This window comes from Candidatus Villigracilis saccharophilus, assembly GCF_016711665.1.
Genome location: NZ_JADJSO010000006.1, coordinates 146124 through 169433 on the forward strand (window position 1 = coordinate 146124; position 23310 = coordinate 169433).

Annotated in this window: 19 protein-coding genes and 1 pseudogene; 15 read left to right on the plus strand and 5 right to left on the minus strand. The window is 50.3% G+C overall.

What is annotated here, in order from left to right:
• Positions 1 to 40: 40 nt before the first annotated feature.
• The 12 genes from IPL17_RS03680 to IPL17_RS03735 all read left to right on the plus strand — a co-directional run bounded on the left by IPL17_RS03680 (position 41) and on the right by IPL17_RS03735 (position 11592).
• A complete protein-coding gene (locus tag IPL17_RS03680; RefSeq protein WP_345305731.1) occupies positions 41 to 1789 on the plus strand; it encodes a metal ABC transporter permease in 1749 nt (582 codons plus the stop codon).
• A gap of 37 nt (positions 1790 to 1826) precedes the next feature.
• On the plus strand, positions 1827 to 3305 hold the full coding sequence (locus IPL17_RS03685) for a M1 family metallopeptidase (RefSeq protein ID WP_345305732.1): 1479 nt from the start codon (positions 1827 to 1829) through the stop codon (positions 3303 to 3305).
• On the plus strand, positions 3305 to 4903 hold the full coding sequence (locus IPL17_RS03690) for a M1 family metallopeptidase (RefSeq protein WP_345305733.1): 1599 nt from the start codon (positions 3305 to 3307) through the stop codon (positions 4901 to 4903). The genes IPL17_RS03685 and IPL17_RS03690 overlap by 1 nt, the downstream gene beginning before the upstream one ends.
• Before the next feature lie 20 nt (positions 4904 to 4923).
• The gene (locus IPL17_RS03695) at positions 4924 to 5121 is read left to right on the plus strand and encodes a hypothetical protein (protein ID WP_345305780.1); all 198 of its coding nucleotides are present in this window, start codon (positions 4924 to 4926) and stop codon (positions 5119 to 5121) included.
• Positions 5054 to 5695 carry a 4,5-DOPA dioxygenase extradiol gene (gene ygiD / locus IPL17_RS03700; protein WP_345305778.1) on the plus strand — a complete coding sequence of 214 codons (642 nt, stop codon included), beginning with the start codon at positions 5054 to 5056 and terminating at the stop codon, positions 5693 to 5695. Before IPL17_RS03695 ends, ygiD begins: the two co-directional genes overlap by 68 nt.
• Before the next feature lie 18 nt (positions 5696 to 5713).
• The gene (locus IPL17_RS03705) at positions 5714 to 6391 is read left to right on the plus strand and encodes a dihydrofolate reductase family protein (protein ID WP_345305734.1); all 678 of its coding nucleotides are present in this window, start codon (positions 5714 to 5716) and stop codon (positions 6389 to 6391) included.
• Positions 6392 to 6407: 16 nt separating this feature from the next.
• Positions 6408 to 7166, plus strand: a complete 759-nt coding sequence (gene ribA / locus IPL17_RS03710) for a GTP cyclohydrolase II (protein ID WP_345305735.1) — start codon at positions 6408 to 6410, stop codon at positions 7164 to 7166.
• Positions 7159 to 7830: an SDR family oxidoreductase gene (locus IPL17_RS03715; protein WP_345305736.1), complete on the plus strand. Its 672-nt coding sequence runs from the start codon at positions 7159 to 7161 to the stop codon at positions 7828 to 7830. Before ribA ends, IPL17_RS03715 begins: the two co-directional genes overlap by 8 nt.
• A 93-nt stretch (positions 7831 to 7923) precedes the next feature.
• On the plus strand, positions 7924 to 8790 hold the full coding sequence (locus tag IPL17_RS03720) for an alpha/beta hydrolase (RefSeq protein ID WP_345305737.1): 867 nt from the start codon (positions 7924 to 7926) through the stop codon (positions 8788 to 8790).
• 2 nt (positions 8791 to 8792) lie between these two features.
• Positions 8793 to 9647: an EamA family transporter gene (locus tag IPL17_RS03725; RefSeq protein ID WP_345305738.1), complete on the plus strand. Its 855-nt coding sequence runs from the start codon at positions 8793 to 8795 to the stop codon at positions 9645 to 9647.
• A 107-nt stretch (positions 9648 to 9754) separates the two neighbouring features.
• Entirely contained in the window at positions 9755 to 10174 is a 420-nt protein-coding gene (locus tag IPL17_RS03730; RefSeq protein ID WP_345305739.1) for an NUDIX domain-containing protein, read from the plus strand.
• A 170-nt stretch (positions 10175 to 10344) separates the two neighbouring features.
• Positions 10345 to 11592: a PLP-dependent aminotransferase family protein gene (locus tag IPL17_RS03735; protein ID WP_345305740.1), complete on the plus strand. Its 1248-nt coding sequence runs from the start codon at positions 10345 to 10347 to the stop codon at positions 11590 to 11592.
• Positions 11593 to 11673: 81 nt separating this feature from the next.
• On the opposite strand, the gene IPL17_RS03740 is transcribed toward IPL17_RS03735, so the two are convergent.
• From IPL17_RS03740 to moaA, 3 genes and pseudogenes are all read right to left on the minus strand, one after another.
• Positions 11674 to 13023, minus strand: coding sequence for a malic enzyme-like NAD(P)-binding protein (locus IPL17_RS03740; protein ID WP_345305741.1), 1350 nt, complete (start codon positions 13021 to 13023; stop codon positions 11674 to 11676).
• Between the two features lie 143 nt (positions 13024 to 13166).
• Positions 13167 to 13886, minus strand: a complete 720-nt coding sequence (locus tag IPL17_RS03745; protein ID WP_345305742.1) for an HAD family hydrolase — start codon at positions 13884 to 13886, stop codon at positions 13167 to 13169.
• Positions 13887 to 13921: 35 nt separating this feature from the next.
• Positions 13922 to 14920 (minus strand): annotated as a pseudogene (gene moaA / locus IPL17_RS03750) (GTP 3',8-cyclase MoaA); the annotation flags it as partial.
• Positions 14921 to 15115: 195 nt separating this feature from the next.
• On the opposite strand from moaA, the gene IPL17_RS03755 reads away from it, so the two are divergent.
• The 3 genes from IPL17_RS03755 (at position 15116) to IPL17_RS03765 (ending at position 17752) form a co-directional block, all read left to right on the plus strand.
• A complete protein-coding gene (locus IPL17_RS03755) occupies positions 15116 to 16195 on the plus strand; it encodes a PIN domain-containing protein (RefSeq protein WP_345305743.1) in 1080 nt (359 codons plus the stop codon).
• A gap of 160 nt (positions 16196 to 16355) precedes the next feature.
• Positions 16356 to 17552, plus strand: a complete 1197-nt coding sequence (gene cysS, locus IPL17_RS03760; RefSeq protein WP_345305744.1) for a cysteine--tRNA ligase — start codon at positions 16356 to 16358, stop codon at positions 17550 to 17552.
• Positions 17480 to 17752 (plus strand): hypothetical protein, encoded by a 273-nt coding sequence (locus tag IPL17_RS03765; protein ID WP_345305779.1) that lies wholly within the window; start codon positions 17480 to 17482, stop codon positions 17750 to 17752. The genes cysS and IPL17_RS03765 overlap by 73 nt, the downstream gene beginning before the upstream one ends.
• 311 nt (positions 17753 to 18063) lie before the next feature.
• Here IPL17_RS03765 and IPL17_RS03770 read toward each other — a convergent pair whose 3' ends face one another.
• Complete coding sequence (locus IPL17_RS03770; protein WP_345305745.1) at positions 18064 to 21939, minus strand: OB-fold nucleic acid binding domain-containing protein; 3876 nt, start codon at positions 21937 to 21939, stop codon at positions 18064 to 18066.
• Positions 21846 to 23177: a DNA polymerase III subunit alpha gene (gene dnaE / locus IPL17_RS03775; RefSeq protein ID WP_345305746.1), complete on the minus strand. Its 1332-nt coding sequence runs from the start codon at positions 23175 to 23177 to the stop codon at positions 21846 to 21848. Before dnaE ends, IPL17_RS03770 begins: the two co-directional genes overlap by 94 nt.
• Positions 23178 to 23310: the final 133 nt, after the last annotated feature.

Below are 23310 nucleotides of genomic sequence, written 5' to 3' on the forward strand. Positions count from 1 at the left end.
ATGCTTGTCATTCAATCGAAAATCAAAAATCGTAAATCCCATGACACACACACCTCATCGTCTTGAAATTGAAAACGCCAGCATCGGCTATGGCGAAAAGATCGTGATCCATGACTTGAGCTTCCAGGTGCCGCATGGCGCGCGCGTGGCTGTTGTCGGCCCGAACGGCGCTGGAAAATCCACCCTGTTCAAAGCGCTGGTCGGCATCCTGCCGCTGAAGAGCGGACGAATCCTTATCCACGGCGAAACGCTTGGTACGCATAAAGATTGTGTCGCCTATGTACCTCAACGTGAAGATGTGGATTGGCGCTTTCCTGTGACGGTGAGTGATGTGGTGATGATGGGACGCTTCGGTCAGATCGGCTGGTGGAGTCAACCATCAAAAACAGACAGGCAGATCGTACGCAAAAGCATTGAACAAATGGGCATCGCTGATCTGGCGGAGTTGTCCATTGGACAGCTCTCGGGCGGGCAGCAGCAGCGCGCATTTTTGGCGCGCGCATTAGCCCAGGAACCGCACATTCTCTTAATGGATGAGCCTTTCACCGGCATTGACGCCACAACGCAGGAAGTCACTTTTGGGCTGCTTGATCATCTGCGCAAACAGCAGGTAACCACAATTATTTCCACACACGATCTAAATTTGGCGGCTTCGCGTTTTGACCTTGTTCTCCTGATCAATCACCGTTTGATCGCATTTGGAGCGCCGTCACAAGTGTTTACCAAGGAAAACCTGGCTTCAGCTTTTGGAAATTCTCTGCTTGTGATGGATAACGGCATGATGCTGGTGGATGAGTGCTGTCCGCCGAAGAAAACGAGGACGAAGGTTAAAAAAAAAAAAAAAAAAAAAAAAAAGGAAAAAAAGAAGAAAAAAAAACCCCCCCCCCGGGGGGGGGGGGGGGGCGGGGGGGGGGGGCCGAAAAAAAAAAGGGGGGGGGGAGGACAATCCAAAATCAAAATCCAGAAATCGAAAATGAACTGGTTCCTTGAACCTCTTGCCTATCAATTCATGCAGCGCGGACTTTTCGCCTCAGTGATCGTTGGCGTGCTGTGCGCGGTAATGGGAACTTATGTTGTACTGCGCGGAATGGCTTTTCTCGGAGATGCCATGGCGCACGCGATCCTGCCTGGGGTGGCAATCGCTTATTTATTGCAGGGCAATTTACTGGTCGGGGCGGGAGTCGCAGCTGTCATTGTCGCTTTGAGCATTGGATTATTTTCACGAGAGGGGACGGTCAAAGAGGATACTGCCATCGGCATCCTCTTTGCGGCGGCGCTGTCGTTGGGCGTGGCGCTGATCAGTTCGATGCAGACCTATGCAGTGGACCTGTCCCATATTTTGTTCGGCAATGTATTGGGGGTCAGCAGTTCCGACTTGTGGATGATTGTTGGGCTTAGTTTTGTTATTCTCCTGACCGTCAGCCTGTTCTTCAAACAATTTCTCGTTATTTCCTTTGATCCCGTTCTCGCGGCGACCTTGCGCCTGCCGGCCGAGTTGCTGCGGAATCTTATGCTGGTGCTGTTAGCGCTGACGGTGGTTGTCTCACTGCAAACTGTGGGCGTCAGCCTCGCAGCCGCCATGCTGGTAACTCCCGCCGCAACAGCGTATCTGCTCACACGCCGTTTATTGCCGATGATGCTCGTATCCGCATTGATCGGGGCGCTGTCATCGGTCATCGGGCTGTATTTAAGTTATTACCTGAACATCGTTTCAGGTTCCACAATTGTCTTAACAGCAACCGCATTCTTCTTAATTACATTTCTGTGGAAGAGAACAAGGTCATCATAAATTATTATTTTTTACAACAAGCGGTAGAATTAAACCCATGCGAAACAAATACTTGCCATTTCTCGTAATTCTTCTCATTTTTTTACTTTCCTCATCAGCCAAAGTAGTTGCTGAATTTACCAGCCCAAGGATTCCTATTCTCGTGGGGACGGTCCCGCCGTTGGCCACACCTGTTGGGACATCCGTCCCTACAGTAAATCCATTTTCCGAGATCGAACTTGCAAAATATATTCTAAATACAACCATTGATTACGATGCGCACGCGCTTACCGTGTTTGAAGATATTTACTACCCCAACAACTCAGCCGATCCACTAGACAGGCTTGTGCTGGCGGTGGTTCCAAATCTGTGGGCTGGGAGTTTTAACCTCACCAGTCTCTCCATTGATGATATACCGCTCACAACCTTTTCAATCAACGGGCAAAGGCTCGAGATCACACTGCCCGCCGCCCTGCAGCCCAGCGCTATTGTGAAGATCAATATTGAATATATTCTCAACCTGCCTTTTGCCGAACAGGAAGATCCCAACATTTCACGTCCGCGTATTTTCGGATACACCACACGCCAGATGAACCTCACCAACTGGTATCCATTTGTGGTCCCATACATCAACGGCGAATGGGTCCTGCATGAGCCGTGGGTCTATGGCGAGCACCTCGTTTACGATGCAGCTGATTATGAAGTAAATCTCAACTTTACAGACCCGGCTTCTGCGCCAATAATTGCCGCGAGCGGATTCCCTGAACAGATCGATAATTACACCCGCTACACCATCAACTCGGCGCGGACCTTTGCCCTGTCTGCCAGCCGCGAGTTTCAAGTATCCACTTTGAAAAGCGGGGATGTGACCATTTCAAGTTACTATTTTTCACCCAGCGAAGCGGCGGGACAAGCTGCACTGCAAACCAGCGCCGAGTCGATCGAAGTCTATGGCGAGCGTTTTGGTCCATACCCCCACAAGTCGCTCGCGGTCGTGATGGGTGACTTCAATGACGGCATGGAATTCTCTGGTTTCTTCTACCTCAGCCGTGATTTTTACAGCCTCTATGATGGAACCCCCACGAACTATCTGACTTTTGTCGCCGCGCATGAAACAGCCCATCAATGGTGGTTTGATCAAGTCGCAAACGATCAGGCCTTGCAGCCTTGGGTGGACGAAACACTGTCCACATATTCAGAATATATTTATTACGAAAGTATTTATCCAGACCTGACCAGTTGGTGGTGGCGGTACCGCATCGACTTTTACAAGCCGCAGGGACTGGTTGATATTTCCATCTATGAGGGCAACGGGTTCCGTCCATACACAAACGCAGCCTATTTTCGGGGTGCGCGCTTTATGGAAGAATTACGGCGGCGCATGGGAGACGAAGCCTTCTTCGCCTTCCTCCAGGATTACTTCACCAAGGGACGCGGCCGGATCGTGACAGCCAATGATTTCTTTCGCGTACTAGGCCAACACACAAGCACAGATTATTCAGACCTCGTAAAGAAATATTTCAAAAACACTTATTAATGACACTCCATCGCTGCACAACTCCATTTACACGCGTATTGCGATTTGCCTATTTTGCTTCGCTAATAGCTCTTCTGGTAGCCTGTGCGTCCCCAGCACCGAGCGCGCCCGCATTCGCGCCCTTTGTTTTGGTCACGCAAGACCCAAATGCCTCCCCTACTCCAACGCCTTTTCAACCCTCCGGCGCAATCGATAGTGTTATTCCTTCTTTCACTCCTGAACCGCCAACAGCCACGCCGACATTAACGCAAACAGCGATACCCGCCTCGTCCACACCGACAACTGTTTCCGCTGCGACCGTGGCTCCGCCACCTTCGGCGGGCACCGCTTCGCGCACAAATTACATCCTCTATGCGACCCTGGATTTCACAGCACACACACTTGATGTAGAAGAAACGGTCCGCTACTACAACAATACAGGCATCGCACTTTCGGATATTGTGCTGTCGATTCAACCGAATCTGTATGGCAATGCCTTTCTCTTGAATTCGATCACACAGGACAATACCGCGTTGACAACATACACACTCGACGGTCAACGCCTGACCTTGAACCTGTCTCAGCCTCTCCAGCCAAACTCAGCCACCACGTTAAATCTAAAATTCAACCTCAATATTCCCGCCAAATCATCCGGCGAGATATTCGGCTATGACTTCAACCAGATCAACCTTGTAGACTGGTATCCATTTGTGGTGCCATACATCAATGGCTGGGTCCTGCACGATCCCTCCTCCTTCGGTGAACATCTTGTTTATGACGCCTCAGATGTCGAACTGAATCTAAAAACGGATTCAGGTGTTGTCGTCGCGGCGAGCGCACCCTCAGAACAAAACGGCGACTGGACCCGCTATCGCTTATATGGCGCGCGCACGTTCGCGCTGTCAGCGAGCAATGAATTCCTTGTATCAGAGTCAACTGTCGGCTCGGTTGTGATCCGCTCGTATTATTTCGATGGATACCAAGCGGCCAATGATGGGTTTCTGGTCATAGCAGGAGAGGCGGTCAGCACCTTTGAGGCGAATTTTGCGCCTTACCCATATCAAAGCCTTGCGATCGTACAAGCGGATATCCATGACGGGCAGGAATATGACGGGCTGGTCATGCTTGCCACAGATTTTTACGCGCAGTACAGCGGCGGCGCGCGGAACAACCTGGCGACCATCGGCGTACACGAGATCGCGCATCAATGGTGGTATGGATTGGTTGGCAGCGATCAGGCGATCGAGCCGTGGCTGGATGAGGCGCTTTCCACCTATAGCGAGCGCATCTTTTATGAAAACAACTATCCGGGAAACATTTCGTGGTGGTGGCAGTTCCGCGTGGATTTTTTCAAGCCGGCAGGTTTTGTGGATATGCCGGTCTATAACGCCGGCTCACAGCGTCAATATGTCAATGCGGTGTATTTGAATGGTGCGCACTTTATCGATGAATTACGTGAACGGGTGGGATATGGAAATTTTGCCAAGTTCTTAAAAACGTACGCGGAACGCTATTCCCGCGGACACGCGACCCCGGAAAATTTCTTTGCGCTTTTACGTGAAACGATCAATATAGACATCAGCGATCTGACCGCGAGATACTTTTCAACCCAATATTGATTTAACTTAGAGGAATCAACATGACAGAAAAAATGCCCGTTTTATTTGTAGGACACGGCAGTCCGATGAATGCCATTGAAGATAATGAGTTCACCCGCGCGTGGGCTGAAGCGGGCAAAGGCCCTGCCAAAACCGCGCGCAATTCTGTGCATTTCAGCACACTGGGTCACACGCGGCACACAGGTAACTGCCATGGAACAGCCGCGCATGATCTATGATATGTACGGCTTTCCAAAAGAATTATATGAAGTGACATATCCCGCCCCCGGATCCCCCGATCTGGCGGAACAAATTCGTCGTATCATAAAGAAGACCGACGTGCAGATGGATCAGGAATGGGGGCTTGATCATGGCACATGGTCTGTCTTGAAGAAAATGTTTCCCGAAGCGAACATTCCAGTCATTCAAATGAGTCTGAATGCGAATTTACAGATATCAGACCATTATGATGTTGCAAAACAGCTAAAGGAACTGCGCGAAGAAGGTGTGCTGATCATCAGTTCTGGAAATATTGTGCACAACCTGTCGCTGGTTGAATTCCGTGATTTTGCTTATGGCTGGGCGACTGAATTTGACGCCAAAGTCAAGAACTGGATACTTACCGATGATCATGATCCGCTCATCAACTTCAACAAGCAGGGAGAGTCTGCCCAGCTTTCGATCAACAGCGGAGAGCATTATGTTCCCCTATTGTATTCATTGGCATTGAAGGATGAAAACGAGCCTGTGTCATTCTTTGCCGAAAAAGTTTGGGGCGGTTCGATATCGATGCGTTCGGTGCGAATTGGGTAATAAGCAACGCCTTATTTTATGAATCGTCCATACGTTTTCATCAATATTGCCACGACGGCTGACGGCAAGATAGATACTTTTGAACGCAAGGGAGCCGCGATCTCATCCCGACAAGACAAGGACCGTGTGGATGAATTGCGCGCCGAGTCAGACGCGGTGCTTGTCGGGGGAAAGACCCTGCTCGGCGAACTGCCCAAGCTGACCGTTAAGAGCGAAGCGCTGCGCGAGGCCAGGATCAAGCGCGGGATGACAGCAAATCCCATTAAAGTGGGAGTCGTCACCAATGCCGACATTCCGCTGGAGTCGGATTTTATCAAAGCAGGTCCTGCGAGGGTGGTAATATTTACAACAGCACAGACATCTAGAAGCCAACTTGAAGCCCTGCGGATGAACGGTGTTGAAATTTTTGTCCACGATACAGCGCGTGTTGACCTGCAAAATATGATGAACACGCTGGCGGAATTGGGAGTGAAACGCTTGATGGTGGAAGGCGGCGGTACCATCAATTTTGAATTACTACGGCAGAGGCTTGTGGATGAAATAATGATCTACATCGCTCCCATGATCTTCGGCGGGGATTCTGCCCCAACGCTCGCAGCTGGTTTGGGAGTTGCAAGAAGTGAAGCCATCGCGTTAAAACTTAATGCTGTTGAAACGCATGATGATGGTGGAATATTATTAACTTACAAATTGTAAGTTATGCGGAGAAAATATGACTACATTTACACACGAACAAATAGAATTATTGATCGAAGAAGATTGCTGTCACGAATGTGAAGGCTACGGCAAGGACAAGGTTTGCGTTCACATTGAAGCAATTGCAGAACTGCCTTCACGTTTTGGTGATTTCCATATTGTTGCGTTTTCAAACAATCAGGACCACAAGGAACACGTTGCCATCATCAAGGGCGAAGTGCTCGGTGCGGAAGACGTGCCTGTGCGTTTGCACTCGGAATGTTTGACGGGGGACGTGATCGGTTCACTGCGCTGTGATTGCCGAGACCAACTCGAGGCTTCGTTAAAGAAGATCGGCGAAATGGACAACGGCATTGTTCTATATCTGCGTCAGGAAGGCCGCGGCATCGGGCTGACCAACAAGATCCGCGCATATAGTTTACAGGATCAGGGGCTTGATACCGTGGAGGCGAACATCGCGCTCGGCTTCCGCGACGATGAACGTGATTATGCAGTCGCCGCCCACATGCTGCATTCATTGAAGGTGCAGTCGATCAATTTGATGACCAACAATCCAAAGAAGATCGCCCAGCTTGAACAATACGGTGTCAAGGTCAACGCGCGCATTCCGCACATTTTGCCGAGCAATGAGCACAACCGTTTCTATCTTGAGACCAAAGCCGCCAAGTCTGGTCACATGATCGATTTCCACGGCAAGGAGCATCTGCCTGAGCAAAGTGACCGCCCGATCATTGAGGGCATGCCCGAGAGTCAGATCAAAGCGTTGTATGAATAGAACGATTGTCATCACCGGCGCAACAGGCGTGCTTGGCAATCTCGTCGCAAAAACTTTTGCAAAGCGCGGTCACAATCTTGTATTGCTTGGTAAAGATCAATCCAAACTTGATGCCCTCGCTCGTGACCTGGACCTGCCTGCTGAGCGACTCTACATCCAGGCCATTGACCTGCTCAATGGAGAAGCGGTTCATGCCTCAGCCGAAGCGGTTCATTCCAAATTTGGCAGTGTCCACGCTTTGATCCATCTCGTCGGCGGCTGGACAGGCGGCAGGACAATTCCAGAATCAAGCGCGGAAGATCTTGAAACCATGCTCAATCAGCACGTGTGGACGACTTTTCATTTGCTGCAATCATTTACCCCGCATATCGCAAAGAGCAAATGGGGACGGGTCATCATCGTATCCAAACCTGAGACAATCCATCCATCCGCCAAGACGGCTTTGTACACCGCCGCAAAATCTGCGCAGGAAAGTTTGGTATTGACTCTGGCCGAAGAATATAAAGAAAGCGGATTGACCGCCAATATCATTCACGTCAAATCCATTGACACAACATATACGGGCAAAGGCACTTCGCCTGCAGAGATCGTCTCAACCATGGAATATTTATTTTCAGATGAAGCCGGGAAAGTGAACGGCGCGCGGATACCGCTCTACGCTTAAAATCAAAACCCCGGGTTAAAAACTCGGGATTTTGATTTTCCTATTTTCCGAACCATATAGAATTCAAAAACTATTAAGCGGTATACTCGCGGAATGCAAAACCAATTTATCAGAACAAACAACATCACACTGCATGTAGTGACCGACGGACCTGAAAACGGGACGCCGGTCATTTTATTGCATGGGTTCCCAGAGTTCAATTACGGCTGGAAGAAGCAAACCCCGGCATTGGTCGAAGCAGGTTTTCGCGTTATCGTTCCGGACCAGCGCGGATACAACCTTTCCGATAAACCGCAGGGCATATCCGCTTATGATGTGGACATCCTCGCAAAGGATATCGTCGGCTTATTTGATCATTTCGGAATTGAAAAAGCGAAACTTGTCGGGCATGACTGGGGCGCAGTGGTCGCATGGACAGTTGCCATTGATCATCCTGAACGTTTGGAAAAACTCGCCATCTTGAATGTTCCGCATCCCGATGTGATGACGGATTTTGTGTTGAACAACTCCACACAGCGCAAAAAGTCCTGGTATGTTTTCTTCTTTCAAATCCCATGGTTCGTGGAATGGGTGTTGGGCAGGAATAATTTTGAATACCTGGCACGGATATTGACCCGCTCAGGCCGCAAGAATACTTTTACCGAAGCGGATGTAGTCGAATACAAAAAAGCCTGGTCACAGAAAGGCGCATTGACGGGAATGATCAATTGGTATCGCGCTGTGATGCGCCGCGGACTGCGCCACGCGTTTAGCCTAAAGAAGCCGGGCGCGCGGCGTGTGATAATCCCAACGCTCATGTTGTGGGGCAAACGTGATGTTGCGCTCAGTTCCGAAATGGCACAGCCATCCATCGATCTGTGCGACCAGGGCGAGTTGATCTTTTTTGACAAAGCCACTCATTGGGTACAGCATGATGCCGGCGAGGAAGTGAATCAAAAGTTGATCGAATTCATGAGATAGCCATGCCGATCTTTGCCATTATTTTGCTGTTCTTCTCTGCTTCCATGCACGCGTTGTGGAATTTTTTACTTAAAAGTTCAGACGAAAAATATATCGCAATGGGCTGGCAGGTGATCTTGAGCGGTATATTCTCGTTGGGATTTATTTTCTTTACGGGACTTCCGCCGCGTTCCATGTGGGGCTTTGCGATCATTAGTTCGATTCTGGAGTCGATCTATTTTATTTTGCTTTGCACAGCCTACACTGACCACGACTTTTCGCTTGTTTATCCCATTGCGCGTGGAGCGGCTCCCGCATTACTCGTGCTATGGTCTGCGATCCTTCTGCATGAGCAATTAACAGTCGGCGGGTACATTGGGTTGGCTTTTATCACGGGCGGAATGATGGTTATCGGCGCGACTACGTTAATTCAAAGCGATGGCGAGAAACCACACTTGCGCGGAATCCTCACCGCGTTGTCAGTAGCGGTGATCATTTCCATTTACACACTCATTGATGGCACAGCCGTAAAAAATGGTCCCGCCCTGCCTTATGGATTATTCATGTTTGTAATGACCCCCTTCGTAACCACGCCTTATCTTGCGCGAAAATATGGATGGAGTCATTTCATGGCTATGTGGAGGAAAAAACGCGGATATATATTGATTGGCGGTGTGCTGGGCCTGGTGGCTTACATGATGGCTCTTTTTGCCTACACTTTTGCGCCTCTCAGTTATTCGGGTGCGATCCGCGAAGTAAGCGTGGTGATCGGGGCTTTCCTCGGCTGGAGATTTTTAAAAGAGGATATGGGCGGTGTTCGTGTGCTGGGATCTGTGATCGTATTTACGGGCGTGATGGTAATCGCGGTGTTTGGGTAGTATAAAATATCTCTGCGAGCGCACTTTGCGAAACAGCCTTATGTTACAAGGGGATTGCTTCATCACTCGCTACCGCTCGTTCCTCGCAACGACATAAGGAATTTAAAATGGCTGATCAAATTTTCCCGGAACCGACAGTTGGGGTTTTTATCTTCAATCAGGCAGGCGAAATGCTGTTGCTGAAAAGCCATAAATTTCCTGGCAAGTATGTTGTCCCTGGCGGACATGTAGAATTAGGGGAACGTATCGAGGAGGCGGCAGTCCGCGAGGCGAAGGAGGAGACAGGACTGGATATTTACGACCTGAAATTCGTCAACTTCCAACAGTTCATTTACGATCCGTCTTTTTGGAAAAAACGCCACTTCATCTTCTTTGATTACGCCTGTAAAGCTGACTCTCTCGAAGTGCAGCTCAATGATGAGGCGGAGGAGCATGTCTGGGTCAAGTTGGAGGCGGCTCTTCATCTGCCTCTAGATTCGTATACGCGGACTTCTGTCGAGAAGATCATCAAAGGAAATTTGTCATAAAATCATCCATACTTAAAGAGGTTGCGGTCTTGTGGAAAAATGGTTAAGATAAGGAAACCATGAAACAAATGATAGGCCTTGATCTTTTGGGCATTTTTATGCCTCAAGTCAGCCAGCCTGATGGGTACACACGTACCTGTCAGGTTTTTTTATTTTTACAAGGAGAGTAAATGCAAACACCGTGGGAGTATCGTTACGCACACCGCACACAAAAAATGGGAAGTTCCGTCATCCGTGAATTGTTGAAGTTGACCGAACAACCCGACATCATTTCGTTTGGGGGAGGGCTGCCCGCTCCGGAAGTATTCCCGGTGAAGGAATTTCAGGAAGCGTGCAATCAGGTCTTGATAGATCACGGCGCGCAGGCCCTGCAATACAGCACGACAGAAGGCTACCTGCCTTTACGGGAAATGATCGCGCGCCATAACGCGCGTTACAGCGTGCGGGTCACTGCTGAGAATATTATGATCACATCCGGCTCTCAACAGGCGCTGGACTTTATCGGGCGGGTGTTCGTGAATCGCGGCGATTATATTGTGGTGGAGTCGCCAACATATTTAGGTGCATTACAGGCATGGAATGCCTACGGCGCGCAATATATTTCAGTGCGCACAGATGAGCACGGCATGGTGGTGGATGAACTGGAAGCCGCCCTGCGGGTGGGACCGAAGTTTATTTATATCCTGCCCAATTTCCAAAACCCATCCGGGTCTACACTAAGCCTTGAACGCCGTATGAAACTAGTCGAGCTTGCGGATAAATATGGCGTACCGATCGTGGAAGATGACCCCTATGGACAACTCCGCTATGAAGGTGAGCACATCCCATCGGTTGCGACTCTCGACAGCCGTTATCGCAATGACAATGACGGCGAATATACCGGGAATGTTATTTACTTAAGCACGTTCTCAAAATTACTCGCGCCGGGGCTGCGCCTGGCATGGGTCATTGCGCCGCCAGAGGTGATCCGCAGGCTGGTGATGACAAAACAAGCCGCAGATTTGCACACCTCCTCGTTCAATCAACATGTCGCATACGAAGTGGCGAAGAATGGTTTTCTGGATGAACACGTCAAAGTGATCCGCGCAACGTATAAAGAACGACGCGACGTGATGCTCGAGATGATGGATGAAATGTTCCCGTCCGAAGTGACCTGGACCAAGCCGTTGGGCGGCATGTTCTTGTGGGGCGTACTTCCCGAGCATGTCAATGCGGCGGATGTTCTTAAAGTAGCGATCGAACGCAAGGTCGCTTTTGTACCCGGCGCGTCCTTCCATCCAAATGGCGGCGGCGCAAATACGATGCGAATTAATTTCTCTTTCTCCCATCCGGATAATATCCGCGAGGGAATTTCAAGATTGGGAACAACTTTGAAAGAAGCATTGAAGAATGGGAACCCAGTGGGTAGTGGAAAGTGAGTAGTATGAAGTAATATGCCAAGATAAAAAGACGCCCTATTTCAGAACAGGGCGTCTTTTTCATCCTTCATCCCTTGCCTTTCACTCATCCACATACGGGACATATTCCGCGCGCGCGATGCCCTGCTTAATGGCAGTCTCCGCGACGGCACGTGCCACGGCACGATGAACTTTTTTATCGAGCGGGCTGGGTACCAATTCACCGGGCGGGGTCATCTCAGCGATCACATGCGCGGCGGCCAATAACATTTCATGCGTGATGCGCGGCGCGTTCGCATCCACTGCGCCGCGGAAAATGCCGGGGAAGCCCAGCACATTATTTACTGATTTTCCATCCGCGGCGAAAGCCGCGCCGTGTTCCATTGCAACCTCAGGGTCGATCTCCGGATTCGGATTTGACAACGCCAGAATGATCTGCCCTTTGCGAACCATTTCAGGCTTGATCAGATTCGGCGCGCCAGTGGTGGCGACCACGATGTCGCATTTTTCCATGATCTCTTTTAAGGTGGATTTCCTGCCCCCGGCTTTTTCAAACCTACTTAAAGCATCTTGACTCAAGTCCGCGCCATAGACTGGGTTTCCGGTCAAGCGCATCATCATCTGACCGATGGCATGGCCGGCCGCCCCAAGCCCGATCTGCCCGATGACAGAGCCCTTCAAATCCGTACCGGTCTCGCGAGTCGCGACCAATAGCGCCGCAGTGCAAACCACCGCCGTTCCATGCTGGTCATCATGCAGGACGGGAATATCGAGCATGGCTTGTAACCTCTCTTCAATTTCAAAACAGCGCGGCGCAGATATGTCTTCCAATTGGATGGCTGAAAAAGTCGGCGAGATGGCGGCAACAGCCGCGATGATCTCTTCGGTATTTTTTGTATTCAACAAAATGGGAATTCCCGAAAGTCCGACCAGTGTTTCCATTAACATGGCTTTGCCTTCCATTACGGGCATGCTTGCGACCGGGCCAATATCCCCAAGCCCAAGCACCGCTGTGCCATCCGTAACAATGGCAACCATGTGGCTGATACTGGTATACAAACGCGCCAGGGAAGGGTCTTTGGCGATCTTAAGACAAACCTCTGCAACGCCAGGTGTGTACACGCGTCGAAGCGTTGTCAGTGAATCGATCGGATAACGGGAACGGATGGCAATCTTGCCTTTATGATGAAGTTCCAGCACTTCATCGCGGACTTCGAGCACGCGCGTGCCTTCGTTTTCGTGCATTGCTTTGACAATCGCTTTTAGACTCGCCTCATCCTCAGCATTGATCGTAATATCACGAACCACGTTCTGCGATGTTTCAGTGACAAGCACGATGCTGCCGGTGTTCCCGCCCGCTTCGGCAATGGCGGTCAATAGTTTCCCCAGGATGCCTTTTTTCTGTGAATTACGGACGCGAACTGTACGAATGATCTTGCGTTCCCAGGCCATGAATGCTCCTTTTTATATCTCCGACCCAAAAGGGTGGAATATATTTTACACATCCATTTTAACGCCAATACCGCGAATAGTTCGAGTATTCGCGGTATTGATAATTCTGTTCATCAGCAAGCTGAAGAAATCCAGAAGCGGGATTATTTCAATAGTTCATACAATTCAGCAAAGGACTTGATGATCGCGCAGTCTGCGTCAGGGAAGAGACTGACCGGGTCGTAGAGGACAGGTATCAGTCCCGCGCGGCGCGAGCCGACAACATCCGCGAAATAATTATCGCCGATATACATTGTCTCCGATGCGGACGTTCCCGCCAATTTCAGGGCGTGGTCAAAAATAAGTTTGTCAGGCTTGAAGGCGTTTACCTCTCCACCCGCGAGGATGAATTTAAAATACGAATCGAGTTTCATATTTTTGATTTCATCATGATACGGGTCGTCGCGGTTCGAGACCAAACCAAGCACATAGCCCGAGTCTTTCAAGAACTGTAAAAGCGGAAAGGCATCTGCGGGAATATGGACTGTAGGCTTGTAGTATTCTTCCATATATGCGGATGCCTGCGATGCGAGATCAATGGCTTGCGCGGTGGGAACACCCATTGCCACCAGGCGTCGTTTTGTAAAATTGACCCAGAAACTTTTTTGATCATCCTTGAATAATTTACCATCCGCCTGGATTTCAAGCGAATGGGCAAAGTAATGATGCACCCAATGTTCAGAGCGGACGCGGTCCTCTTCTGAAATACGCAATCCGATGCTTCTGGTGAATTCCACAAAAACATCCCCGCCGGCGGGGATGTGATGGCGAAGTGTGCCGTCAAGATCGAAAAGGACTGCCTTAATGGAATTGGATGAAATCAAATGCGCCTCTGGATTTGGAGATCATTTTTAGGAGATCAACCGCCAATGTGTGACATCTCAACTTTGGGTAGTGAGATGGTGTTCTCGGATCGCAGTTCTGAATAGCGGTCATCGCGTCCGCTCCATACTTTCGAAATGAATTTTGAAATATCTTCATCTGTCGCACCGTTACGGATCAGGTCGCGGAAGTCATGTCCTTTGACGGCGAACAGGCATGTGTATAGTTTTCCCTCGGCGGAGATGCGGGCACGGTTACAGTCGCGGCAAAATGCCTGTGTCACCGAAGCGATCATGCCGACTTCGCCTTTGCCGTCCTTGTAGCGCCAGCGCCCGGCTACTTCTCCCTGATAGTTCGGGGAGACGGGTTCGAGCGGCATTTCCGAGTCGATCAATTTGACGATTTCCGCGGCAGAGACGACATCGTCCATTCGCCAGCCGTTGGTATGACCGACATCCATATACTCAATGAAACGCAGAATATAGCCCTTCTCACGGAAGAAACGCGCCATCGGCAAAATACTGGATTCGTTCAGCCCGCGTTTGACCACCATGTTGACCTTGATCGGGTTCAGGCCGACAGCAGCAGCGGCATCCATCCCTTCCAGAACTTTTTCCACAGGAAAATCCACATCGTTCATGGATTTGAATATGGCATTATCGAGCGAGTCCAAACTGACAGTGACCCGCTTAAGCCCGGCATCCTTCAAGGCACGCGCATGTTTGGGAAGCAGCGACCCGTTCGTGGTCAGGGTCAGATCGAGATCAGGGATCTCCGCCAGCATCGAGATCAAGTCCGGCAGGTCTTTGCGGACAAGCGGTTCACCGCCGGTCAGCCTGATCTTGCGGACGCCGTGCGCTGAAAAAAGACGAGCCAGGCGCGTAATCTCTTCAAAGGTCAGAATCTGGTCACGGTGCAGGAATTGATGGTCGGGTCCGAAGATCTCCTTTGGCATGCAATATACACAGCGGAAATTACAACGGTCGGTGACGGAGATCCGAAGGTCGCGCAGAGGGCGGTTAAGGGTGTCTATTAGGGGCATGGTTGGTCTTCTAAATTAAAATTATCCACTATTTGCCGTTCTGGGTATTTGATAAAACATACTGGGCAGTTCACTAGCACGCATTATAACAACAATATAAGAATTCCTTTGATACAATTGACGTGCGTTACTGCCCGTGCTATTATCATTTATTATATTTTTTTTCACATTTATTACAAAGGAGTTATTATGAGTTTTGATTTTATTATCCGAATTATCGGTATGCTTGTTATGGGTGGCGTCGGAGGTTATTGGGGATACGATTTTGCAGCAAATTCCATTCCAGATCAAATTGTTGGCTACTCATTAGGGTTCGCCCTGCTTGGCGCATTAAGCGGACTGTTATTCACGCCATACGTCACTACCCGCCCGGCACTGGCTATGCGTTCCCTGCTTGGAAGAATGTCAGCCGAAGGCCTGTTTGCGGGATTGCTGGGCTTGATCGTGGGCCTGCTGACAGCGGCACTGCTGGCTTTTCCGCTGTCGCTCCTGCCCAAACCTTTGGGCGAGATATTACCATTCCTGGGAGTTCTGATTTTTTCCTATCTGGGCATTTCACTCTTCGAAATGCGGCAGGGTGACATTATGGGATTACTCAGCGCATTAAGCGGACGCAGCGAAGGCGGGTCCTCATCCGCATGGACAAATCTTAACCGAAACATCCTGCTGGACACCAGTGTCATCATTGACGGTCGGGTGGCGGATATCGCTAAAACTGGATTTCTGCCCGGCACGCTTCTTATTCCCCGCTTTGTACTGAACGAGCTCCAATATATAGCAGATTCCCCTGACGGTATGCGCCGCCAGCGCGGACGCCGCGGCATGGAAGTGCTGGCCGAATTACAAAAACTCCCAAACATCCTCGTCCGCATCTCAGATATTAACGTGGACGGTGTGCGCGAAGTGGACGACAAACTGATCGTATTGGGCAAACAGCTCAAAAGCCCAGTATTGACAAATGACTATAACCTTAACCGCATCGCCGAGCTTCAAGGTGTGACCGTGCTCAACATCAACGAGCTGGCGAACGCGGTCAAATCGGTTGTTCTGCCAGGTGAAGCCTTACGCATCAACATCATGCAGGAAGGCAAGGAACATAGTCAGGGTGTGGGCTATATGGAAGACGGCACCATGGTGGTCGTTGAAAATGGCAAGGAATACATCGGCGAGTACATGGATGTGAACATCACCAAAGTATTGCAGACCGCCGCAGGCCGCATGATCTTTGGCCGCGTGGATGAAGATGCTGTGGCAAAGAAGAAAAAGTAAGAAGTGATCAGTAATTAGTAGTCAGTGAACAGGGTGCGCAAGTTGCGTCCCGTTTTACAATCGCCTTCGTTCATAAGGCAGGTTAAAATAGAAACTTGAGTTAAATACAAACATCACACCCTTTGTGACACTTTGTGTCCCAAGTGGTAAAAAGGCGACCATGCTAAAAATCTACAACACCCTGACCCGCAAGACCGAAGAATTCCAAACCCTAGAGCCGAACCTCGTCAAAATGTACGTCTGCGGTGTCACCGTTTACAACGACGCGCATGTCGGCCACGCCATGTCGGCGCTGGTCTTTGACATCATCCGCCGCTATCTGGAATATCGCGGCTACACCGTCAAACACGTCATGAACTACACCGACGTGGACGACAAGATCATCAACCGCGCCAAACAACTTAACGAAGACCCTCTCAAACTTTCAGCGCGTTACATCGCAGACTACGCAGCCGACCTCAAGAGTTTGAACGTCCTGCCCGCCACATCCAATCCGCAGGTTAGCAAGACCATGCCGCACATCATCAAGTTCATCGAAGGCCTCGTCCAAAAAGGACATGCCTACGCCGCAGCCAATGGCGATGTATATTTCAGCGTTACCAGTGACGACGACTATGGCCGTCTCTCAGGCCGCAAATTGGACGACATGCAGGCGGGCTCACGCATCGAAGTGGAGGAAGCCAAGACCCACCCGATGGACTTCGCGCTCTGGAAAGCCGCCAAGGAAGGCGAGATCTCATGGGACAGTCCCTGGGGCAAAGGCCGCCCGGGCTGGCACATCGAATGCTCGGCCATGAACCTCGCCGAACTCGGCGAACAAATTGACATCCACGGCGGTGGCAACGACCTGATCTTCCCGCATCATGAGAACGAGATCGCCCAAAGCGAATGCTACACAGGCAAGGAATTCTCGCGCTACTGGGTGCATAACGGCATGTTACAGCTCGGCGGCGAGAAGATGTCCAAGTCGCTTGGCAACATTGTCAGCATCAAGGAATTCCTATCCAAACGTGAAGCGGATGTGATGCGCATGTTGGTCTTAAACGGGACCTATCGCTCGCCCCTGCTTTTCAATGACGACACTCTGGACGCCGCACAGAAAAATGTCGAGCGCCTCAAGTCCGCCCTGCGGCCTGCGTCAGCTTCCGCCAGCGGGCTCAACCCTGAATCAATTTCGGCTATCGCCGCCGCCGCAGAGACCGCCAAAGCGAATTTCATCGAAGCCATGGACAGCGATTTCAACACTGCGGGGCTGTCGCCGCCTTATTCGAACTTAGCAAGATCATCAATAACGCGCGTGATAGCGGAGCAACCGATGCGCAACTCAAATCTGTACAAGGCATCTTCCGTGAATTAGCCAGCGTGCTTGGACTTAAACTCGAAGAGAAGCAAGGCTCAGGTGATGCGGACGCCTTCATCAACCTGCTGATCGAAGTCCGCGCCGAAGTGCGCAAGCAAAAACTATGGGCGCTCTCCGACCAGATCCGTGACAAGCTGAAGGAACTTAACGTCACCATCGAAGACAGCAAGGATGGCACGACTTGGCGATATTCATAGTTTTTGGTGCTGGGTTAAAAAGATCAAGGTGACAGCGCCTTTGAGATGGCCGTTACCTTTAAAAACTTGAAATTCAAATATAAAAGTTGTAGAATAAATTTGGATGGCGTCACAAATCCTGGCGGCTCCAGTCATTCATAGAGTGACTTTTCTGTTCTCATTTGAGAACAATATTTCTGAGATTTGACCAGGTGCGCCATCCAGAAAAACTCGCCCGCAAAGGAAAACTTTGGGCGAGTTTTTTTATCTAAAACACCGTTGCATACGGTTAATAAAGTGTTGAGTTTTGTATAGTGCGGGAACTTTCGTTGCTACTGAAATGTGATCTCTTCCACATGCCAGGCTTCCTCGCCCAACAATTTATGCAGGCGCGAGAACAACTCCGGACTGACGCGCGTGGTCTCGCTTGGAAAATCGATCAAATGACTTTTGCCGTTCTCAAATATTTGGAACGAGAATTTATCCCTGCCGTGGAAGGAGATCAACGTGCCATGCAGTGTTTTAATGCGGCGTTTGTCGCGTTCCCTGTCCGCTGATTGGCGCAAAATGACCGTGATCTGCTTCGGTGGGTGGGCAGCCTCTTCTTTTGCGAGCGGGACATATAACGAGGGTACTTGTGTAAATGCCAACACCTCGGCAAGCGGCTGGGGCTGAAGCTCAGGGACAGCGTCCACCAAAACTGGCGCAACTACCACGCGCGGCGGAGTGATGGGCTCGTCCTTCTTGAATTTCGGCGCAGGCTTGGACGCCATGGCTGCCTCATCAAAGGACGGCTGCCATTCCATATCCCAGCCGTCGGGGAAGTTATCTGGCGGCGGAGGCATGTCATCGCCCTCTTTGTTATCTCCGAATTCCCCAGGATTTTTTGGGGATAGTATTGGGGCGTACACTGGAACGGATTCAGCAGCAACGTGCAGTTTGTTGACAGGCTGATCTGCCGCAGCTGCAGGCTTCGATGGATTTTGTTTCGAGGGCTGGCTTGTCTTTTGGGCAGGAGCAGTTGATTTGTAATGAAGAGGCGCGGGCTCGGCGTAGGGCGCAGGCGGCATCTCCGGCAGTTCATCCACAACCGCCGAAGTGATCTTAATTTCAGTCCTGATCTCATCCACAAGGATCTTGGGCGGCGGGTTGCCGTTATCCACCTTGCCTTCCACGATCACGATCTGACCTATGCTGAGTATGTCGCGGAACTTTTCCCACGTCTTCGGAAAAAGCACAAGTTCGATATTTCCCTGAATATCCTCGATGGTGACAAACCCCATCGGCTTGCCCGTTTTCGTCGTGTACGGGCGGACAACCGTGATGAGCCCCGCGACACGGACCTTCTCTTCATGGTTGGCTTCGGGCAGCTGCGCTGAAAAATAGCTGACGATCTGTGCAAGGGTGGATTGATATTCGTTAAGCGGGTGATCGGTGATGTACAAGCCGATAAGCTCGCGCTCCCAGTTGAGCATCTCGCGCTTGTCCACGTTCTTCACTTCGGGCAGGTGGATTTCCTCCACGATGCCGGTAGCCGCGCCAAAGAGACTCATTTGCCCTGCGTCTGCCGCGCGGAAATGATTGGCGCTGATGGCGATAATGCGGTCCAGCGAAGCGAGCATGGCCGGGCGGTTGCCAAATTGATCGAGCGCGCCGACTTTGATCAGGCACTCAAGCGAACGTTTGCCGACGGTGCGCAGGTCCACGCGGCGCGCGAAATCGTTGAGGTCGATGAATTTGCTTTCCTTGCGGGCTTCGATGATCGCTTCCACAGCGCCTTGATTAACATTCTTGATCGCGCCCAAACCAAAGCGGATGGATGGTTTGCCATCCACATCTTCGATCTGGAAATCCCAGCCTGAGGCGGCGACATCAGGAGCCAGGACTGGCACGCCCATATTGCGCGCATCTGCCACATAAAAGGCAACCTTTTCGGTGATGCCCGCGTTGGCGGAAAGCAAAGCCGTCATGTACTCGGCGGTATATGTTGATTTTAGATATGCGGTTTGAACAGCGATCACACCGTAATCAGCCGCGTGGGATTTGTTGAAGCCGTAACGTGCGAATTCCTCCCAATCCATGTAGATCGCGTCGGCGATGGATTGGTCCATGCCTTTTTCAACCGCACCCTTTACGAACTTGGCGCGATGCTTGTCAATATCTTCTTTTTTCTTTTTGGAGATCGCCTTGCGCAGCTCATCTGATTCAGATGGTGTGTAGCCCGCGAGCTCCACGGCGGCGCGCATGAGCTGTTCCTGATAGACAGGAATGCCGAAGGTGTCTTTGAAAATCGGCTCCATGGCGGGGTGACGATATTCCACTTCCGATTCGCCGTGCATGCGCGAGATGTAATCGGGGATGAACGCCATCGGACCCGGGCGGTACAACGCCACCATCGCGATGATGTTATCGAGATTCTTGGGCTTCATCTGTACAAGATAACGGGTCATGCCGCTATTATGAACAACAAATCCGTTGGCGACAAAATTATTGCCAGGCGCTTGCATTTGCAAATCGTAGGTAGCCTCTTCACCAATGTATTCAATATTCTTTATTTTTACCCATTCGCTGTTTTGTGGGAATTGCGGGCATTCCCATTTGACAAGACTGGCGTACTTAACTTGAAATTCGGCAAATAGAGTCTTGTCTATTACAACTAAATTGCATTCAGGATATTGCTGTTGGAAGAGTTCAATTTTTTCCGCGCTGGCGTTATCCATCCAGCCTTTAATTTCATACCATGTATTTTGTTCGGACACAAAGAAATCAGGGGTATAAGTCAGTTTCCGTCCATCTTTTCTCACTAACTCAAAGGTTCGCGGCTCATACTGATATTTCCACTCTAAATAAAGAAAAACGCGTGCCATATCCGCTTCCCATGAAGATCGAACATAATGCCCCAAATCTTCGCGATAGCCAGATTTTGTGTATGTCTTTGTCTCTTTCGGAAGACGCCCATACATTGGGTTGTTTGTTCCTGAGAATCGTGCGGAAAGTTTTGCACGAATTTCAGCGGCTCGTCCTATGCCATGGCGGGATTCCAGAGTCACGCCTTTTTGACCCTTGTTATAAATGCTTAGGTTCTTGATCCAAAGAGTATCTTTTGCGGTTTCAGCAGTAAGTCCTTTATTCCAAGGAATATTTCCCATCCTGCTTTGCGAAATCCGTTCCTGTACTTCAGGACGGCTTGGGTTGGAGGAGATGTGAGCCGAGCAGCTTTTGCATCGTTGTGATTTTCCTCCGACACTTTTCATGGGGGTTTCGCAATCAATGCAAAGCCTACCAGAACGGCTGGTATTACTTTTGAATAGCAGGGCATCGGTTTCAGGGTTTAATTCACCTAAAGTGACCCATCCTCGTTGTGTGAAAAAATGATGATCGGCAGTCGCCTTAATCCAGCAGTTGTTATTTGCGCTAAGGCGATAGACAGGTTTTACACCACTGTAAACAACCTTATTAATAACATTTAGATTAAAACGGCCCTCATCTACATAACAAGAATTTGTGCGAAGAAGTTCTCGTCCGCCAAGTATGCCCGCTTTTTCGCGCTCCTTGAAATCTTCATATAACTCTTTAATAGTGCGATGACCGATATAACTGTCACCGCTCAAGCAGCCTTCCACCTGGAAGACACCGGCAGTATTGCCATTACCCATAATTTCAAATGACCTGGGATCATCAATTGGGATATTGTTCAGGTCAAGTTTGATGCCGTGACGTTTTTCGATCATGTCACAGGCACGCGCCATCACGGTTAATGTGATCAGACCGAGGAAGTCCACCTTCAACATGCCCAGAGAATCGAGGATGCCCATTTCAAATTGGGTCACCGACTTGATGGGTGTTTCTTCCGAATTGGAGGTTGGTCGATGAAGCGGCAGATAATCCATAATCGGTTTATCTGAGATCACCACGCCCGCCGCATGTGTGCCCGCGTTGCGGACAGTCCCTTCCATGCGCGCGGCAATATCAATTACTTCGCGCAAGTGCGGCTGGCTGTCGTAGATCTTTTTGAAGTCGGCAACTTCCATGGCGTCCTTCATGGTGGTGGCACGACCTGAAACGAAAGGCACTAGTTTGGCGACCTTGTCAATTTCGGGCAAGGGGATTTCCATTACACGCGCCACGTCACGCAGGGCTGCTTTTGATCCCATGGTGCCGAAGGTGATGATCTGCGCGACCTTGTCGAGCCGTATTTGTTCGAGCAATATTCGAACATTTCAGAGCGGCGGTCATCGCGGAAGTCGAGATCAATATCGGGCATCGAGATACGCCCGGGATTTAAGAAGCGTTCAAAGATGAGGGCGTGTTCAAGCGGATCGACGCGGGTGATGTCGAGTGTGTAGGCGATGATCGAGCCGGCGGCTGAACCGCGCGCGTTGTACCAGATTCCATTCTCACGGGCGAAGCGGCACAGGTCCCACACGATCAGGAAGTACGCGTCGAATCCCATGGTGTGGACAACGCCCAATTCATACTCGAGTCTTTCCTGAACCTTTTGGCTGGCGGCGTCATCCTTGAATTTGATCTGCGCTCCCTGCTGGCAGAGCGCGCGCAAATACGTCTCCGGCGTATATCCCTCCGGGACATTGAACTCCGGCAGGTGATAGCCTTTAAAGTCCAGATTCACATTACAGCGTTCGGCAATGAGCAGGGTATTGCTTAATGCATCCGGAACTTCCGAGAAGATCTTGCTCATTTCCAAAGGCGAGCGCAGATAATAAGAGTCGTCGCTCATCTTCATGCGGTCGGGGTCGTTGAGCGTGGAGTTGGTCTGGATCGCGAGCAGAATATCCTGCAAGCGCGCATCCGCCTGGTTGACGTAATGCACGTCGTTGGTGGCGATATATCGCGCTTCGTAGCGCGCGCCCAGGCTCAACAACTTTTTATTCAAATCGGTGATCTCTTTGATGTTGTGCTGCTGCAATTCAACAAAGAAACGGTCGCGGCCAAAGACCTCTGAATACCAATCCCATTTTCTGACGGCTTCATCTGGGTTTTCGTTCAACAGCGCGCGCGGAATTTCCGCCGACATACAACCCGAAGTGCAGATCAACCCCTCCGCATGGGCGGCGAGGAATTCATGGTCAATCCGCGGATAATAATAGAAGCCTTCCATCTGCGCCGCAGAGGCGATCTGTAAAAGGTTTCTGTAGCCGGTTTCATTCTCCGCAAGCAAAAGCAGGTGCGTGGACGAACGATCAAGCTTTGAATCCTTGTCCTTCATCGTGCGCGCGGCCATATAGGCTTCGAGTCCGATGATCGGCTTAATATTCTCCGCTTTTGCAGCTTTGTAAAAATCGATCACCCCGAACATCGTGCCGTGGTCTGTGATGGCAACATGTTCCATATTCAGCTCTTTAACGCGTTTAACCAGCTTCTTGATATTCGAGAAGCCGTCGAGTAGCGAGTATTCCGTGTGGACGTGTAAGTGGGCGAAGGACATGGGTTGGGGGTCCGCTGGTCAATTGGTCGTTAGTCGGCAAATCGGCCAGCCCAACTTTCAGACAAAAGATAAGGGACTAACCGACAAAAAATATTATAGCACGCATGTTCAACAATGAACTCTACGATAGGCT

Excerpts from the sequence above, each read along its gene's own strand:
- IPL17_RS03680 (WP_345305731.1), top strand. The coding sequence starts at position 41 with ATGACACACACACCTCATCGTCTTGAAATTGAAAACGCCAGCATCGGC.
- IPL17_RS03685 (WP_345305732.1), top strand. The coding sequence starts at position 1,827 with ATGCGAAACAAATACTTGCCATTTCTCGTAATTCTTCTCATTTTTTTA.
- IPL17_RS03690 (WP_345305733.1), top strand. The coding sequence starts at position 3,305 with ATGACACTCCATCGCTGCACAACTCCATTTACACGCGTATTGCGATTT.
- IPL17_RS03695 (WP_345305780.1), top strand. The coding sequence starts at position 4,924 with ATGACAGAAAAAATGCCCGTTTTATTTGTAGGACACGGCAGTCCGATG.
- IPL17_RS03705 (WP_345305734.1), top strand. The coding sequence starts at position 5,714 with ATGAATCGTCCATACGTTTTCATCAATATTGCCACGACGGCTGACGGC.
- ribA (WP_345305735.1), top strand. The coding sequence starts at position 6,408 with ATGACTACATTTACACACGAACAAATAGAATTATTGATCGAAGAAGAT.
- IPL17_RS03715 (WP_345305736.1), top strand. The coding sequence starts at position 7,159 with ATGAATAGAACGATTGTCATCACCGGCGCAACAGGCGTGCTTGGCAAT.
- IPL17_RS03720 (WP_345305737.1), top strand. The coding sequence starts at position 7,924 with ATGCAAAACCAATTTATCAGAACAAACAACATCACACTGCATGTAGTG.
- IPL17_RS03725 (WP_345305738.1), top strand. The coding sequence starts at position 8,793 with ATGCCGATCTTTGCCATTATTTTGCTGTTCTTCTCTGCTTCCATGCAC.
- IPL17_RS03730 (WP_345305739.1), top strand. The coding sequence starts at position 9,755 with ATGGCTGATCAAATTTTCCCGGAACCGACAGTTGGGGTTTTTATCTTC.
- IPL17_RS03735 (WP_345305740.1), top strand. The coding sequence starts at position 10,345 with ATGCAAACACCGTGGGAGTATCGTTACGCACACCGCACACAAAAAATG.
- IPL17_RS03740 (WP_345305741.1), bottom strand. The coding sequence starts at position 13,023 with ATGGCCTGGGAACGCAAGATCATTCGTACAGTTCGCGTCCGTAATTCA.
- IPL17_RS03755 (WP_345305743.1), top strand. The coding sequence starts at position 15,116 with ATGAGTTTTGATTTTATTATCCGAATTATCGGTATGCTTGTTATGGGT.
- cysS (WP_345305744.1), top strand. The coding sequence starts at position 16,356 with ATGCTAAAAATCTACAACACCCTGACCCGCAAGACCGAAGAATTCCAA.
- dnaE (WP_345305746.1), bottom strand. The coding sequence starts at position 23,177 with ATGTCCTTCGCCCACTTACACGTCCACACGGAATACTCGCTACTCGAC.